Origin of the sequence: Pseudoalteromonas sp. US3C1004, assembly GCF_048401065.1 — a bacterium.
GTDB classification, from domain to species: Bacteria; Pseudomonadota; Gammaproteobacteria; order Enterobacterales; family Alteromonadaceae; genus Pseudoalteromonas; species Pseudoalteromonas undina.
In genome coordinates this window covers 297,856-313,211 of the sequence record NZ_CP183074.1, presented here as the reverse complement: position 1 = coordinate 313,211, position 15,356 = coordinate 297,856, and the positions used below count along the sequence as shown (strand labels likewise).

12 protein-coding genes are annotated in these 15,356 nt (G+C 39.9%); 7 read left to right on the top strand and 5 right to left on the bottom strand.

From position 1 onward, the window contains the following. Window positions 1–39: 39 nt before the first annotated feature. A complete protein-coding gene (locus tag ACNSN3_RS16785) occupies window positions 40–1,170 on the bottom strand; it encodes a bifunctional tRNA (adenosine(37)-C2)-methyltransferase TrmG/ribosomal RNA large subunit methyltransferase RlmN (RefSeq protein ID WP_010389431.1) in 1,131 nt (376 codons plus the stop codon). A gap of 183 nt (window positions 1,171–1,353) precedes the next feature. Next, the gene (gene ndk / locus ACNSN3_RS16780; RefSeq protein WP_008111339.1) at window positions 1,354–1,785 is read right to left on the bottom strand and encodes a nucleoside-diphosphate kinase; all 432 of its coding nucleotides are present in this window, start codon (window positions 1,783–1,785) and stop codon (window positions 1,354–1,356) included. Window positions 1,786–2,053: 268 nt separating this feature from the next. Here ndk and ACNSN3_RS16775 point away from each other — a divergent pair, with 268 nt between their 5' ends. The 7 genes from ACNSN3_RS16775 (at window position 2,054) to ACNSN3_RS16745 (ending at window position 11,229) form a co-directional block, all read left to right on the top strand. Further along, window positions 2,054–3,379 carry a methyl-accepting chemotaxis protein gene (locus tag ACNSN3_RS16775; RefSeq protein WP_010389430.1) on the top strand — a complete coding sequence of 442 codons (1,326 nt, stop codon included), beginning with the start codon at window positions 2,054–2,056 and terminating at the stop codon, window positions 3,377–3,379. A gap of 149 nt (window positions 3,380–3,528) precedes the next feature. Continuing rightward, the gene (yegQ, locus tag ACNSN3_RS16770; RefSeq protein WP_418609751.1) at window positions 3,529–4,914 is read left to right on the top strand and encodes a tRNA 5-hydroxyuridine modification protein YegQ; all 1,386 of its coding nucleotides are present in this window, start codon (window positions 3,529–3,531) and stop codon (window positions 4,912–4,914) included. Window positions 4,915–4,924: 10 nt separating this feature from the next. Continuing rightward, window positions 4,925–5,170 (top strand): YfhL family 4Fe-4S dicluster ferredoxin, encoded by a 246-nt coding sequence (locus tag ACNSN3_RS16765; protein ID WP_055011536.1) that lies wholly within the window; start codon window positions 4,925–4,927, stop codon window positions 5,168–5,170. Window positions 5,171–5,452: 282 nt separating this feature from the next. Further along, a complete protein-coding gene (locus tag ACNSN3_RS16760; RefSeq protein ID WP_418609748.1) occupies window positions 5,453–6,172 on the top strand; it encodes an SIR2 family NAD-dependent protein deacylase in 720 nt (239 codons plus the stop codon). Window positions 6,173–6,326: 154 nt separating this feature from the next. Next, the gene (locus ACNSN3_RS16755; RefSeq protein ID WP_193049721.1) at window positions 6,327–7,142 is read left to right on the top strand and encodes a TlpA disulfide reductase family protein; all 816 of its coding nucleotides are present in this window, start codon (window positions 6,327–6,329) and stop codon (window positions 7,140–7,142) included. A 241-nt stretch (window positions 7,143–7,383) separates the two neighbouring features. Continuing rightward, window positions 7,384–10,311 (top strand): TonB-dependent receptor, encoded by a 2,928-nt coding sequence (locus ACNSN3_RS16750; protein ID WP_418609746.1) that lies wholly within the window; start codon window positions 7,384–7,386, stop codon window positions 10,309–10,311. A gap of 120 nt (window positions 10,312–10,431) precedes the next feature. After that, a complete protein-coding gene (locus ACNSN3_RS16745; protein WP_418609745.1) occupies window positions 10,432–11,229 on the top strand; it encodes a response regulator in 798 nt (265 codons plus the stop codon). 37 nt (window positions 11,230–11,266) lie between these two features. Here ACNSN3_RS16745 and ACNSN3_RS16740 read toward each other — a convergent pair whose 3' ends face one another. The 3 genes from ACNSN3_RS16740 to ACNSN3_RS16730 form a co-directional block, all read right to left on the bottom strand. After that, window positions 11,267–13,354, bottom strand: a complete 2,088-nt coding sequence (locus ACNSN3_RS16740; protein WP_418609742.1) for an EAL domain-containing protein — start codon at window positions 13,352–13,354, stop codon at window positions 11,267–11,269. A 182-nt stretch (window positions 13,355–13,536) separates the two neighbouring features. Beyond that, window positions 13,537–14,214, bottom strand: a complete 678-nt coding sequence (locus ACNSN3_RS16735; RefSeq protein WP_109875102.1) for an SDR family oxidoreductase — start codon at window positions 14,212–14,214, stop codon at window positions 13,537–13,539. A gap of 56 nt (window positions 14,215–14,270) precedes the next feature. Further along, the gene (locus ACNSN3_RS16730; RefSeq protein WP_248527123.1) at window positions 14,271–15,269 is read right to left on the bottom strand and encodes a DUF4382 domain-containing protein; all 999 of its coding nucleotides are present in this window, start codon (window positions 15,267–15,269) and stop codon (window positions 14,271–14,273) included. Window positions 15,270–15,356: the final 87 nt, after the last annotated feature.

The following is a 15,356-nucleotide window of genomic DNA, read 5'->3' as shown; positions in this document are numbered from 1 at the left end:
TAAACGATATATCACAAAGGCTCTTGATTACTCAAAAAATTAGGCTTGATGAATATTCACTGCAATTGCATTGTCATCACGCATTTTCTTTTTCGCCATACGCTTCGTACGGTCTACAACATCGCCAGCTAACTGACCACAGGCAGCGTCAATGTCATCCCCGCGAGTACGACGAACAATACAGGTAATACCCGCAGCTTGTAATACTTTAGAGAAACGATCAATTCTACTGTTGCTTGAACGAGTATATTCATTACCTGGGAATGGATTAAATGGAATAAGGTTAACCTTCGAGGGCGTTCCCTTTAACGTTTTAACCAGTTCATGAGCCTGATCGGTACTATCGTTAACGCCGTTAAGCATTACATATTCAATAGTCACATCTTTATTGGCTTTTGAACCGTCAATGTAACGACGACACGCAGCTAAAAACTCTTCAATTGGGTATTTTTTATTGATCGGTACTAAAATATCACGCAGGGCGTTATCTGGCGCATGCAGTGAAATTGCCAGTGCAACGTCTATTTTTTCTTTCAATAAATCAAGGGCAGGTACCACACCTGAAGTGCTTAATGTAACGCGGCGTTTAGATAAACCAAAGCCCCAGTCGTCCATCATTAATTCCATTGCAGGTACCACGTTTTTAACGTTAAGTAACGGCTCGCCCATACCCATCATCACTACGTTAGTGACAGGGCGCTTTTCGCTGTTGCCATCAAGGCCAATATCTTTGGCTACTCGCCATACTTGGCCGATAATTTCAGACACTTTTAAGTTACGGTTAAAGCCTTGTTGCGCAGTAGAACAAAATGTACATTCTAGTGCACAGCCCACTTGAGAAGATACACACAAGGTGGCGCGATCTTTTTCTGGGATCCACACGGCTTCAACTTCTTGACCGCCTTCTAGTACGAGTGCGTATTTGATGGTACCGTCGCTGGCTTGTTGGCGAACTGATATTTCTGGTGCAACAATTTCGCATTCATTTTTAAGCTTTTCTTTTAACTTTTTGTTTACGTTACTCATTTCGTCGAAATTATCTACGCCAAAATGATAAATCCATTTCATCACCTGATCGCCACGGAATGGCTTTTCACCGAATGATACAAATAGCTCACGCATTGCATCTCGGTTTAAATCTAATAAGTTAATCTTTTTTTGCTCGGTCATGTAACAACCTCAATCGGTGGCGGTGATGGTAAAAATTTACAAGGACGAATTGTACACAATTCATCCACTATAATCATTAAGTAAAACATCATAAATAAACGGCTAATACTTTACTTAATGACTAAAAAAGGGCTCGAAAGCCCTTTTCATACTTTGCATCACAGGGTTAGCTGTGAACTCGAATTAACGAGTACGTGGGCAAAGCTCTTCGTCAGCGAAGAAGTACGCGATTTCGCGAGCAGCAGATTCAACAGCATCAGAACCGTGAACCGCATTTTCGTCGATGCTATCAGCGTAGTCTGCACGTAAAGTGCCAGCTAGTGCTTCAGCAGGGTTAGTAGCACCCATGATTTCACGGTTTTTAAGAACAGCGTTTTCGCCTTCAAGAACGGTAACCATTACTGGGCCAGAAGTCATGAAAGATACTAAAGCGCCAAAGAAAGGACGTTCGCTGTGTTCAGCGTAGAAACCTTCAGCTTTCTCTTGTGAAAGGTGAACCATTTTAGCTGCAACGATTTTAAGACCCGCAGTTTCGAAACGGTTGTAGATTGCGCCGATGTGGTTTTTAGCAACTGCATCAGGTTTTACGATTGAAAAAGTACGCTCTAAAGCCATCTTTGTGCTCCAATAATTTAAATAAAAGGTTGAATATTAACGGGCGCGAATTATACGCGTTTTAGTCGAAAAAACCTAATTTATTCTACGTTGACGAATATTTTAATTTAACAACCTATACTTACTGAACTAAAAAAGTGGCTATAACGTTAATATGAGTTTATAAATTAGTGCCACATCTGATTTGTATTTTTTAGTCATAGCGATTTTCAATGCGTCTATCGACTCCAAATGCATGAAGAATACATGCAAACTTTAAGGTAAAAATATGTTTTTTAACCAACCTTTAAAAACTCAAATTGCTGATTTACAAAGTAAGCTTTCAGTGAGGGAGCAGGTTAAGCAAAGTTTAGACAGTGAAATGCTGGTATTAGAGCTTGATAAACAAGGCGCTATTTTAAGACAAAATAAAAACTTTGAGCGAGAGTTTAACTACTCAAATAATAAAATAATTAATAAAAACATTTTAGATTTCATCTCAGAAAATGCGAGAAATAACGCTGATTTTCATGCCTTTAAAAAAGCGTTAAGTAAAGCCGAACATTTTGCTGGCGCTATTCAAGTATCTCACGAAAACGGACAACGAGATTGGTTACGCTGTATTTTACACCCGATAAAAAATGAGCAAGGTCAGCTTGAGTATTTAACCCTGCATTGCACTGTGCTTACACAAATAATTGAAAGCTCGAGAGAAAACGAAGATTTAATCAAAGCATTGCATCGTTCAACAGCGGTTATTGAGTTCGATACTCAGGGTATGGTTCTGCGTGTTAATGACAACTTCTTAAAAAGTATGAGTTATTCAAGACAAGATGTGGTGGGCAAACATCATGGTATGTTCTGCGATGAGCAAGAAGCGAGTAGTAAAGAGTATCAAGTCTTCTGGCAACGTTTGCGCAATGGCGAGTTTATTGCGAGCAGATTTAAACGTATTGATAAGCACGGTCATGAGGTTTGGTTAGAAGCATCATATAATCCGATTTTTAATGAAGCCAATGAGCTCTACAAAGTAGTAAAATTTGCTACGGTGATCACTGATCAAGTAGAAAGAGAACTGGCCACAGAGCAAGCGGCAAATATTGCGCATGGCACTTCTATCGAAACTGACAATAACGCGGATAAAGGCGCAGAGGTGGTACAAAAAACTGTACAGGTTATGAACGAATTGTCGGTACAAATGGAGCAAGCTGCTCAAGAAATTTCAGCATTAGATAAACAATCGCAACTTATTGCGAGCATAGTGCAGAGTATTAGCAGCATTGCTGATCAAACTAATTTATTGGCGCTTAATGCGGCTATTGAGGCCGCGCGTGCTGGCGAGCAAGGCCGTGGGTTTGCTGTGGTGGCTGATGAAGTGCGTTTACTTGCTTCAAGAACCAGTAAAGCTACCGAAGAAATAGTGGATGTTGTACAGCAAAACCAAAATTTAACTCAATCAACCGTTGCTGTAATTGAGCAAGGTAAAAATAAAGCGCAACAAGGCTTAGACCTTTCCAAAGAATCTGGTGATGTAATGAGTGATATTAAAAAAGGCGCGCAACAAGTTGTTGATGCCGTTAGTCAATTCTCGAACCAATTAAGCAGTAAAAAATAACTTAAATCTGCTGCTCTTCATTTATTATCGTAGAAGAGAAATTTTGATGATCTTGATCAAGGTTTCTCTTTTGCCCCCTCATTATACTTGCGCGGTTTATTAATTATTCATGCAACCGACTTGAACTCGGTTCGATGTATGGAGCGCACATGTCAGCAGTTACTTCTTCAACCCCGTTTATTCCTGAACTACTTTGCCCAGCAGGTAGCTTAAAAAACATGCGTTATGCCTTTGCCTATGGGGCAGACGCTGTTTATGCAGGCCAACCTCGTTACAGTTTAAGGGTTCGCAACAACGAATTTGATTTAGATACATTACAAATAGGTATTAACGAAGCACATGCGCTAAATAAAAAGTTTTATGTAGTGTCTAATATTGCCCCACACAATGCGAAAGTAAAGTCGTATTTACGTGATATAGAGCCAGTAATTGCTATGAAGCCGGATGCATTGATCATGTCCGATCCGGGTTTAATAATGCTAGTACGTGAAAAGTGGCCCGATATGCCCATTCACCTTTCAGTACAAGCAAATGCAGTAAACTATGCCAGCGTATTGTTTTGGGCAAAGCAGGGGATTGAGCGAGTAATTTTGTCTCGCGAGTTATCGCTTGAAGAAATAAGTGAAATACGCACACTGTGCCCTGAAACCGAGCTAGAAGTATTTGTTCATGGTGCATTATGTATGGCCTATTCAGGGCGCTGTTTACTCTCAGGCTATATTAATAAGCGCGATCCTAACCAAGGCACGTGCACTAATGCGTGTCGTTGGGAATACGATGTTAAACCTGGCACTGAGAACGAAACCGGTGAAATGGTACATAAAATCGATCCTAAAACGGTTATACCTACGTTAGGTGAAGGCGCGCCAAGTAACGATGTATTTATGCTTGAAGAGCAAGGCCGCCCGGGTGAATACATGCCCGCATTTGAAGACGAGCATGGTACTTATATCATGAACTCAAAAGACTTACGCGCCGTGCAATACGTAGAGCAGCTAACAAAAATGGGGGTGCATAGCTTAAAAATAGAAGGGCGTACTAAGTCATTTTATTATGTTGCGCGTACCGCTCAGGTGTATCGTAAAGCGATTGACGATGCCGTTGCAGGTAAACCATTTGATGCAGACTTATTTAAAACTCTGGAGAACCTAGCGCACCGTGGTTACACCGAAGGATTTTTAAAGCGCCACGCCCACCAAGATTATCAGAATTACGAATACGGCCATTCAGTTTCTACCAAGCAGCAATTTGTAGGTGAAGTACTTGGTCGTAATGTTAATGGTTTAGTTGAAATAGATGTAAAAAATAAATTTTGTGTTGGTCATTCATTAGAGCTAATGACGCCAAAAGGCAATATTAGCTTTACCCTTGAGAGTATGGAAAACAAAAAAGGCGAAAGTATTACTGATGCTAAAGGCTCTGGCCATATCGTAAAAATTCCACTGCCTGACACTATCGATTTAGAGCACGCCATACTGATGCGCAACTTGGATGAAAACCAAGACACCCGCAATCCTTTCAAACAAGCTGTTTAACGGGTAAATCATGGCTCTACTCATAAATAGCAAATGCATTAACTGTGATATGTGCGATCCAGAGTGTCCAAATGAAGCAATTTATATGGGCGCTAAAATTTACCAAATAGACCCTGAAAAATGCACAGAATGTGTAGGTCATTACGACAAGCCAACGTGCGTCAGTGTATGCCCCATTGACTGCATAAAGCCCGATCCTAATCATCGAGAAAGTGTGGACGAACTGGCTGAAAAGTATGTGAGGTTGGTAGGTTAGTTGCTCAATAAGTAGATTAACGATCTGTTTTTATTAGAAAGCTAAGTGCATTGTAACTAATTAGTTGCTGTGATTGTTGTTATAGTTCTCAATATCTCAACAATTAAAGAAGGCTTTGTAGTGCACTTGAGCGAAACTAAAAGTATAAAGAGTTTCTTTGGTACCCGTGTTTATTTAAGTTAATGGCCGTAGCTTAAAATAATTTAATAGCAAAAAAAGTGAAGCCTCAAATATACAGTGTCATAAAGTATTATAGGTTTATTGAAAATAAGAGATGGCTTTATGAATACATTATACATTACAGGTGCTGGAGTAAGTGCTGCTAGTGGTATTCCTACTTTTCGTGGTGAGGATGGTTTTTGGACTATTGGTAGTAAAAACCATACGCCGATGGAAATGGCCACTCGTGCAATGTATGAAAATAATCCAAGTGAGTTTTTAGCTTGGTATTATCATCGCTTTGCAACTTATCGTCATCATGGTCCTAACGAAGTTCATCATTGGCTTAGTGATAAAAACTTAATAACTCAAAATATTGATGGGCTTGATGGTAAGGCGGGTAATAAAGATTACATTGCGATTCATGGTCGGCTTGATCAAATGACGCTGTTTCATCATCAGGGCGATGATGTCACACCACAAGCGACGCTATGGAGTAATGTTGATGAGAGCAACTTACATCGCTCTCTACTTGAGTTATTCAATATTGAAAACCATCAGCCAAAGCTTAATCATTCTTTAAAGCCCTTTGTATTGTTATTTGATGAATATTACACTGAGCTTTATCGTATTAGTGAAGCACAATCGCGGATGCTTACGGCTGATAAAATGGTATTTATGGGGACCTCTTTTAGTGTAAACATTACCCAAATGGCACTAGAGATTGCACGTAATTATGCTATTCCAATTGAAATTGTTGACCCTGAACCTACTCATGTACTGCACTCAAATGTAAGTTATAAAAAAATGACTGCATTGGAGTACATACAGCAACAAGGTTAACTAGGTAACTAGGTTATATATTGCTGCTGGTATACATAATTTATTATGCGTTATTAATAATCAGTACAGCTTACATTATGTTATTGTTGGCATTTAATTCACGCTGGTACTCGTTATTTTAGGTACTTAAATACATTATAAGAAGTCGGTAGCAATGTTAAGTATTTCTCTTGGGCCTTTAGTTATTTCCATTTCTCAGTTAATTATTTTTTTAGGGTTAGGCATTTTCTGGGGGCTTACCTATTTATTGACGCGTCAACACCCATTACAAAAAGCGATTTTAGACACAGTCTTTAAAGCGATTGTTGTGGGCTTTCTAGTCTCGCGTTTAGCGTTTGTGTTTACCATGTGGGATGCCTATCAAGGTAATTGGTGGCAGCTTTTTAATATTAGCGACGGTGGCTTTATTGGTTATTATGGCTGGCTCAGCGGTATAGTTGTTTTAGCGTTTTATGCGCGTGGTAAAAAAGCGGTAATGAAAAACTACGCTATTGCTGGGTTTGTAGGTTTTTGTTCAATGATTATTCCTAACTTTGCGCTGTCTATTTATCAAACGGGTGTGCAGTTACCACAGTCTGTTGTGCATAACATTCAAGGCCAGCAAGTTAACTTACAAAACTTTAAAGGTAAGCCGGTGGTTATTAACTTTTGGGCGTCGTGGTGTCCGCCGTGTCGAAAAGAAATGCCAGTGCTACAAGCGGCTCAAAAAAATAACCCAAATATTACGGTGGCGTTTGTCAATCAAGGTGAAGACTTACACACGGTAAAAGCGTTCCTTAATGAACAGCAACTCGACCTTAATCATGTGTTTTTTGACCAAAGCAGTAATGTGAGTCGCGAATCAGGTGCTGCGGGCTTACCAACCACTTTGTTTTATAATAGCCAAGGTGAGTTAGTTACTAGTCATATGGGAGAACTTTCTCATGCGAGTTTAGGTTATTATATTCAGGCTATTAGTGATAAAAAATAACAGTGCCTGTTGTTTGATCTAGTTACTCCTTCCTAAGCAGCTAAATAGTTATTTTGCTGCTTAACTTCTTGTTTATATTTGAATTGACTATTTATTGACAAGACATTCAGTTACTCATCAGTTTGCATTAACAAGCTATTAAGCTTGGTTATGTAAAATACAGCTACTTTTTTCGTACCATCTTTAGCTAGTACGATCATCTTTAAGTATTAACTGTATTTTAAATGGAACTGTTAAAACTATGACCGCTCATCGGAAAACCAACGCTTCACATCACTCACTCCCACTTTTTATTAAATCAACGCTGTGTATGTCTATTTTGTCTGTGATTAATCATGCATATGCTGATGAAGCAGCAGATAAAGCATTAAAAAGCAAAGATATGGAAGTAATTGAGGTACGCGGTATCCGTTCCAGTATGGCGGCTAATTTAGATATAAAGCGTTTGTCTAGCTCTGTGGTTGATGCAATTACAGCGGAAGATATTGGTAAGTTCCCTGATAAAAATGTCGCAGACTCATTACAACGCGTACCAGGGGTAGTGATTGACCGTGACGGAGGCGAGGGCTCATCGGTTAGTATTAGGGGGTTATCATCTGAACTCACCTTTTCTCAGCTAAATGGAAATTTTATTGCGTCATCACCAGGCGAGCCATCTCGTTCGTTTGATTATGCATTACTCCCCTCAGCCATGATTGAAAGCGTGGAAGTGTATAAATCACCAGAGGCACGTTTAGACGAAGGTGGTGTGGGCGGCACGGTATTAATGCATAGTCGTAAACCGCTAAGTATGGATGCAAACTCAGGGGTGATTAATATTGAAAGCACTTATGCCGATGTGACTGAAGAATCTGAGCCGCAAGTAACCGCACTTTATTCTTGGAAGAACGATGCTGATACTTTTGGTGTGTTGTTTGGTTACACCTCACAAAAACGCACTAACCGAACTCTTTCGGGTGGCACCGATGCAAATGTGTGGCGCTTTATTGGTGAAAACCCGGTTGATGTTAATGGCGCGCCGGTTGAAAACAATAATCAGTGGGGCTCAGTAAGCGATTCTCAGGGCAATAACTATGACAATGTCTGGTTTCCTCAAGTGGTTCGAGGTTCAATTGTAAACGAATTACGTGAGCGAGAAGGGATACAATTTAGCACGCAGTGGCGCCCAACTAGCCGAGTAGAAATTGGTTTTAACTATTTTGGATTTTCACTTGATAAAAATAGAACTGAGTCGGTGATTGATATACCTGAGTGGTCTTTAAATCCTGACTTTTTAACCGATGTAAGTTTGGATGAGTCGGGCACGATAGTTAATGGAATGCAATTTGATGCAGCTGCAAGTGGCATAGAAAATGATATGCAGTTGCCGTGGATGCGAGGCAGCTATGTGCGTGAAGAGTCAACCTCTGACACTTTTGATCTCAACTTAACCTACGAAGGTGATTACTTCAAAGCCCGTTTTGTGGCGGGTAATACACGTTCTGAAGGTGGCCCGAAAGAGAGTTGGGAAGCAGCCTATAAAAGTTCTAACGCGGGTGAAAATGAAAACCGCATAGAAAATGCCGCGCAAACAGCGGGTTGGAAAATTAATGAGAACGATATTAGTTTAAATATAGATCCAAATACGTTAGCTAACTTACTCAATGGTGTGGGTGGTGGGCGCGATCCGGGTTCGTCAAATTCAAGTTTTGTGCGTAGTGAACTTGAAGAAGATTACTACCAAGCTGATTTTGATATTTATACCGATTGGGGCATTTTAAGAACAATTAAAACTGGGGTTAAGTATCGAGAAGCTACGCTTCACCGCGAAACCGGTAATACCTTCTTTTTAGATCCTAATTTTGATATTGCCGCAGCAGAAGCCAGTAAGGGTGGGATCACACGCTTTGATAGTTACCAGTGGAATAACGGTATGCCACTAGCACAAGATGTGTTTATCAACGAAGGTAATATTGCGGGTGGTTTTAACATAAACCAAATGCCTGGCATTGATTGGGATAAATACCGCGATATTGTGACCAGTCATTATGTTCCGTATACGCGTAAAGAAGATAATTTCATTTATGATATTGAAGAGCAAATAGCGGCATTTTATCTACAAGGTGACTTTGAATTTGATAGCGTTCGCGGTAATTTAGGGGTACGTGTTGTACGCACGAAAACCATGACATCATCAACCGATCTATACACATATTTGCTGGATCATACTGACGATGAAAGCGGGGAGGCGGTAACCGGAGATGATAGATTTGTTGAAGATTATCAACTCATTACTCAAGAGAGTACCGATACTCAAATTCTTCCTAGCTTTAATATTGCATGGGATATAAGTGATGATGTAGTGGTGCGCGGCGCGATTGCAAAAGTAATGTCTCGCCCTGATTATGCCGATTTAGGCGCACAACAACGCATTACGTTTGTCTCAGATGAGTGGGCCGACGACAGAGCTGAGTTTAATGAAATTCCGGGTTTTAGTGGCAGTGGCGGTAATAAAAACTTAAAACCGTTTGAGTCGGTGCAAGCTGATTTATCTATTGAATATTATTACAGCGAAGGCTCTGCTGTTGGTTTAGCACTGTTTCATAAAACTGTTGATAATTTTGTTGTTCCTTTAGTTATTGACGTACAACAAGATTTTGCAGGTAAAGAGGGCATAGTTGATTCGGGAAATATTACTGTGTCGCCATATAGCACTGTAGGCAATGGCACTGATGCCGTATCTAAAGGGGCTGAAGTATTTATACAGCATGCCTTTGATAGTGGTTTTGGTTTTTACGCAAACTACACTTATAACAAAACCAATAAGGCCGATGTAGAAGTGGATGGTAAAGAGTTTGGTAAATCGCCTTTAATTGGCAGTGCTAAGTACCAGTACAATACCTCGATATATTATGAGGGAGATGCTTTTAATATTCGTGCTTCTTATAACAAACGCGGTGAAACCGTGTTGGGTTTAAATAGTGGTTTAAACGTGTATCAAGACCCATACGAGCAAGTTGATGTAAATGCATCAATTACTTTATTAGAAGACTTGAGCCTAACAGCCGCTGTGATAAATTTAACTAAATCTGAGTCAGTAACCCGATTAGGTAACGATACAGAGTCTCGGTTATTAAACTCAAGCTATTCGGGTAGACGATATTATGCGGGCATAAACTATCGTTTTTAAGCTGAGTTTGTTGAGTTTAGGTAAACAAGCTGTTTTGTTGCTGTTTTAGCTTTTTCTTGTAAGTTATTACTTTATAATGAGCATTATAAAAATTATTTAATTAATATTAACAGGATTGAAATGAGTGATTTAACGGCAATAGCCAACTTATCTATTTTATTAGTTGAGCCTTCTGAAGTGCAACAAAAGCTAATAAAAAAATCACTGGCTCAGTGTGGTGTTACACAAATTGAAACGGCCAGCACTCAAGAAAATGCGCTGGCCGCTTTATCAAAGTATCACCCTGACTTGGTGATCAGCAGTATGTATTTTAGCGACGGTACTGCAGACTCTTTATTACAGGCAATACGCAGTAACAGTAATACTGAGCAGCAGGCGTTTATGCTGGTGTCGAGCGAACGTAATAAGCGCCATTTAGAGCAACTTAGGCAATCGGGCGTATTAGCTATTTTACCTAAACCGTTTAATGCCGACGAGATCACCCGTGCGCTTAAAGCGACTCTGGATATTATTAGCGAGCAAGAGGTGGAGCTAGAGCACTTTGATGTCACTTTACTTCGTGTGTTGGTGGTTGATGACAGTCGCTTTGCACGAAAACATATAATACGAGTGCTAGCGGGAATGGGTATTCCTGAACCTGTAGAGGCTGAAGACGGTAAACAAGCGATCGAAATGCTTAATAATCAATCATTCGATTTAATTGTTACAGATTACAATATGCCAGAAATGGATGGTAAAGAGTTAACTGAAACCGTTCGAAAATCGAATACGTACTCACATATTCCAATCCTGATGGTCAGCTCAGAGGCCAACGATACTCATTTAGCTAATATTGCTCAAGCCGGTGTGGATGCTATTTGTGACAAACCATTTGAACCTGCAACGGTGCGCGATTTGCTTTTTAAAATCATGAGTTAACTCGCAGCTGTAAAAGCACTTTTTAACTAAAGTGCTTTTAAGTCGCTTTGCAGTAATGTAATGAAAAATTAAGTAACTTGGCACCAGATAAGGGCTTACTTAAATAAAACCCCTGAGCAATATCGCAGTTTAGCTCGTTGAGTAAATCTAGCTGCTCTTTGGTTTCTACTCCCTCTGCAACTACTTTTATTTCTAGGCTGTGTGACATAGCTATGGCCGCTTTTACTAAATTACAGTCGGCCTTGTTATCTGTAATCCCTGCAATAAAGCTACGGTCAATTTTTAGCACATCAAAAGGGTATTCTCGTAAGTAACTTAATGATGAATAGCCTGTGCCAAAGTCGTCCATTGACAGTTTTATGCCCAGCTCATCAATTTGCACTAAGGCATCATGAATTGAGGCTTGGCTATTCATTAGTACCCCTTCGGTAATTTCCAGCTCTAAGCATTCATTATTAATGCTATTTTTATGTAGAGTATGTTTAATTATATTAACCAGTTCCGGATCTCTGAATTGGCGCGGCGATAAATTAATCGCCATGGTATAGTTTTGCTGGTTAATTGATTGCCATTCATTCAAAAAGCGTAAGGCTTGTTGAAGAACAAATAAACCAACAGGCGCAATCAAGCCTGTTTGCTCTGCAATGGGAATAAATTCATCAGGGGTGATTTCCCCTAACACTATATTATGCCAACGTAGCAAGGCTTCAGCGCCAATGATGGTGTTTGTTTTTACATCTATTTGCGGTTGGTAATAAAGCTCAAATTCGTTTCGCTCCAGTGCTCCATGCATTTGCTCTTCTATTTCAAAACGCCGGCGCATAGCAACGTTCATTTGCGGGGTAAAAAAAGAGGAGGTATTGCGCCCCATCGCTTTTGCTTGGTACATAGCGGTGTCGGCATTACGTAACAACACCGAGGCACACGTACCGTCTTTGGGAGAAATCGCAATACCAATACTTAATGTCAGTATTAAGTCTCTGCCTTCGAGCTTGAAGGGTTTTCTAAATGCTTGAAGTAACCGCTCAGCAATTGCTAAAGCATCATTTTCATCGTTTAAACTGGATATTAAAACAATAAATTCATCACCCCCTAATCGACCGACAGTGTCATTTTGCTTTAGTGTTTGCTGTAATCTAGCGGCTGCTGCAATTAACAGTTTATCGCCTACTTCATGCCCTAATGAGTCATTCACTTTTTTAAAGTCATCAAGGTCTAAAAAAAACACTGCGGCTTTTTCATGACTCTTTTGTACTTCCATTAATATTTGTGACAAGCGATCTAAAGACAAAAAGCGGTTAGGCAAATCGGTTAAGCTATCAAAGAGAGCTTGATGACGGATCAATTCTGCTGAGCGGTGTGGTTCGCTAATATCACGAATAATCACCATGATTTGGTTTTTTTTGGGCAGTAGGCGCAATCTCGCCTCATAATAAATTACGCCTTCAGGCATGCTCAATTCATATTCAAAACTGACCATACTGTTTTGAGCTATTGTTTTTTCTATATGAATTTGAAATTTTTCCGCTACTTTTTCAGGCAGTACATCAATCATTTTTTTACCAATAAACTGCTCAGGTGAAATATACAGGTCCTTACTATTATTAACATGGTAATCAGCAATGATGCCATTTTGCTCTAGTACAAAAAATAAGTCAGGAATGGCTTCAAAGATAGTTTTCAACATACTGGCATTAAATGTGGCTTCTGCTTGTGCCTTGTGAACCTCAGAAAGGTCAATATCAATACAGTACATTTGTTTGGTATTGTATTGATTAGTAAACATAACATGGCTTGAAAATACAGCCACATCATTACCCTCTTTATGTTTGAGGATAAGCTCTGAGGCGGGAATTTCAATATCATGCTTAATCCAATTACTATGGGCTTCAATTACGGGCTCTCGCATTGGTGTGGGTATTATTAAATCTTCGAGTTTTTTGCCAATGGCTTCCTGTTGCGAATACCCATAAAGCAATTCACTGCCTTTATTCCAATAAATTACACGCCGTTGCTCATCATAACCTTGCACCGATATAGAATCGACTGCATCAAATAGTTGATGCAACGGATCATTAGTAACATATTGATGGGCTGGCATATTATGGGCTTTATGGGGATCCATTAAATGGGTTCCAGTTATTGAATTACTTTATTTATATATTAGACATAAAGTTGAGATTTAGCATGGTAAGGGAGGTTTCAATGTGTGACTTTTCATTGATTTAGTCGAAAGTAATTTTAACAAAGCACAATTAAGTACTTTTAAAGCAAAGGCCAATAAAGATTGGCCTTTGGATTATCTTGTTAGTTGGTGGGCATTAAATAGATTTCGCGTACGCTATTACGCTGGTTGGCCTCAATAGCAAATAATACCGCATCGGCCACATCTTGTGGGTCGAGCTTATCGGGTTTTGCTTCATCAAAAAAAGGCGTATTTACCATACCTGGCGCAATAGTGGTACAGCGACCATGCCAGGGTTTCATTTCCTCTGCTAAATTTTGACCAAAGCCATGTGCAAACCATTTAGTAGCACCATATATAGAGCCGTCAATGGGTCTTCTTCCTGCTGCAGAGCTGGTTAAAATAAAATGCCCTTGGTTTTCACGTAAATGAGGCAAGGTGAGTTTTGCGGTCCACAACAACGCTTTAATGTTAAGATCAACCATGGCTGACCACTCTTGGGGATCGCCATTCTCTGTGCCTGGTGATGACACACCCATGCCCGCGTTAGCGAATGCTGCGTCTAATCGCCCAAACTTTTCAATGCCCTTACTTACTACACTCTCAAGCTCGCTAAACTGAGTGGCATCGGCTGAAACGCTAAATGCACTTTCATGGCCTAACTCATCAACTAGTTTATTGAGTTTATCTTCACTGCGCGCAGTTAATATTACTTTGTGACCATTATTAACTAATGTTTTAGCGGTCGCCTCGCCAATACCACTAGAGGCACCGGTAATTAAAATTACTTTATGTGTCATAGTTCCTCCAAAACAAAAAGCCCGCAGGTGCGGGCTAGAATTTATAAAGTTGATGCTTACTGAGCAATATCAAATGTCACTTCGGTATCTTCACCGGCTACAACCGCCACCGGCTTAACTTGATATAGGGTAAACGCTTCATCTTGTAGTTCGGCATCATCAATATGCGCGTTACAGGTATAACCTAGCTGATAATCGCCAGGCGTAATAAATGCTAGTTCAAATTCATATTGGCTAGTTTCATTGTTAAGTACCACATTTGCAGTAGCTAATGGTGCGTCTACAGGGGTTTCACCCTCAGTGACTTCGTAATTATCAAGTGGTAGCTCTACATCACTGTTATACAAGTAAACAGCATGGCCGAATGAACCATCTTCAGCGGCAACCTCAATGTTATCGGTTTCACAATTTGCATAAAGTGATTCGCTTACTGTACCTTCAATATCTTGTGACTCAGCAAGGTTTTCAAGACGAACTCCACGTGGTTTTAATACTATTTCGTTACCGCTTTGTGGCGCAACTAACGATTTTTTAAGATCAAATTCAAGTACAAAAGTGTTGTCCGTTTGATTCAGAGTAAAACCATCAAGTTGAATCTCACCGATTCCGTCATTGCCTTTTCGTTTTACGATTAACGGTGCAATGCTGTCATCTTCATAAACAACATGCGAAGTTTCGGTTAGGTTGTTTATATCACCATTAATTACATCAGCACGTATCCACGCGTATTCACCTGCAGGTACGTCTTCGCCCTCTAGTAAGGAAAAAATATCATCGCCAGTGTAATCCAATAAGTTAACCATTTCAGCTTCGGTTGAATCGCTGGCTTCACGTGTTTCGAAGCTAAAATCTTCGCCACCTTGTGAACGAAGGGTGATAGAGTCAAAAACTACATTAACCGCTTTTAAGCCTGTTACTGGCGCATCTGAAACTCCTAAACTGAACGTTGATTTTTGCGGATCGGTAGGAGTAATAGGGGAGTCATCATTTGATGAACCACAACCCGTTAATGCTAATAAGACGGCGCTACTAAGTAATGTTGATTTTAAGTTCATGTTAGGTTTCCAAATACTTTAAAGTATCACTCAGTATAGATACAAAAACTTAACCTAAATTGAATTAAAATTATTAATTACAGGAAG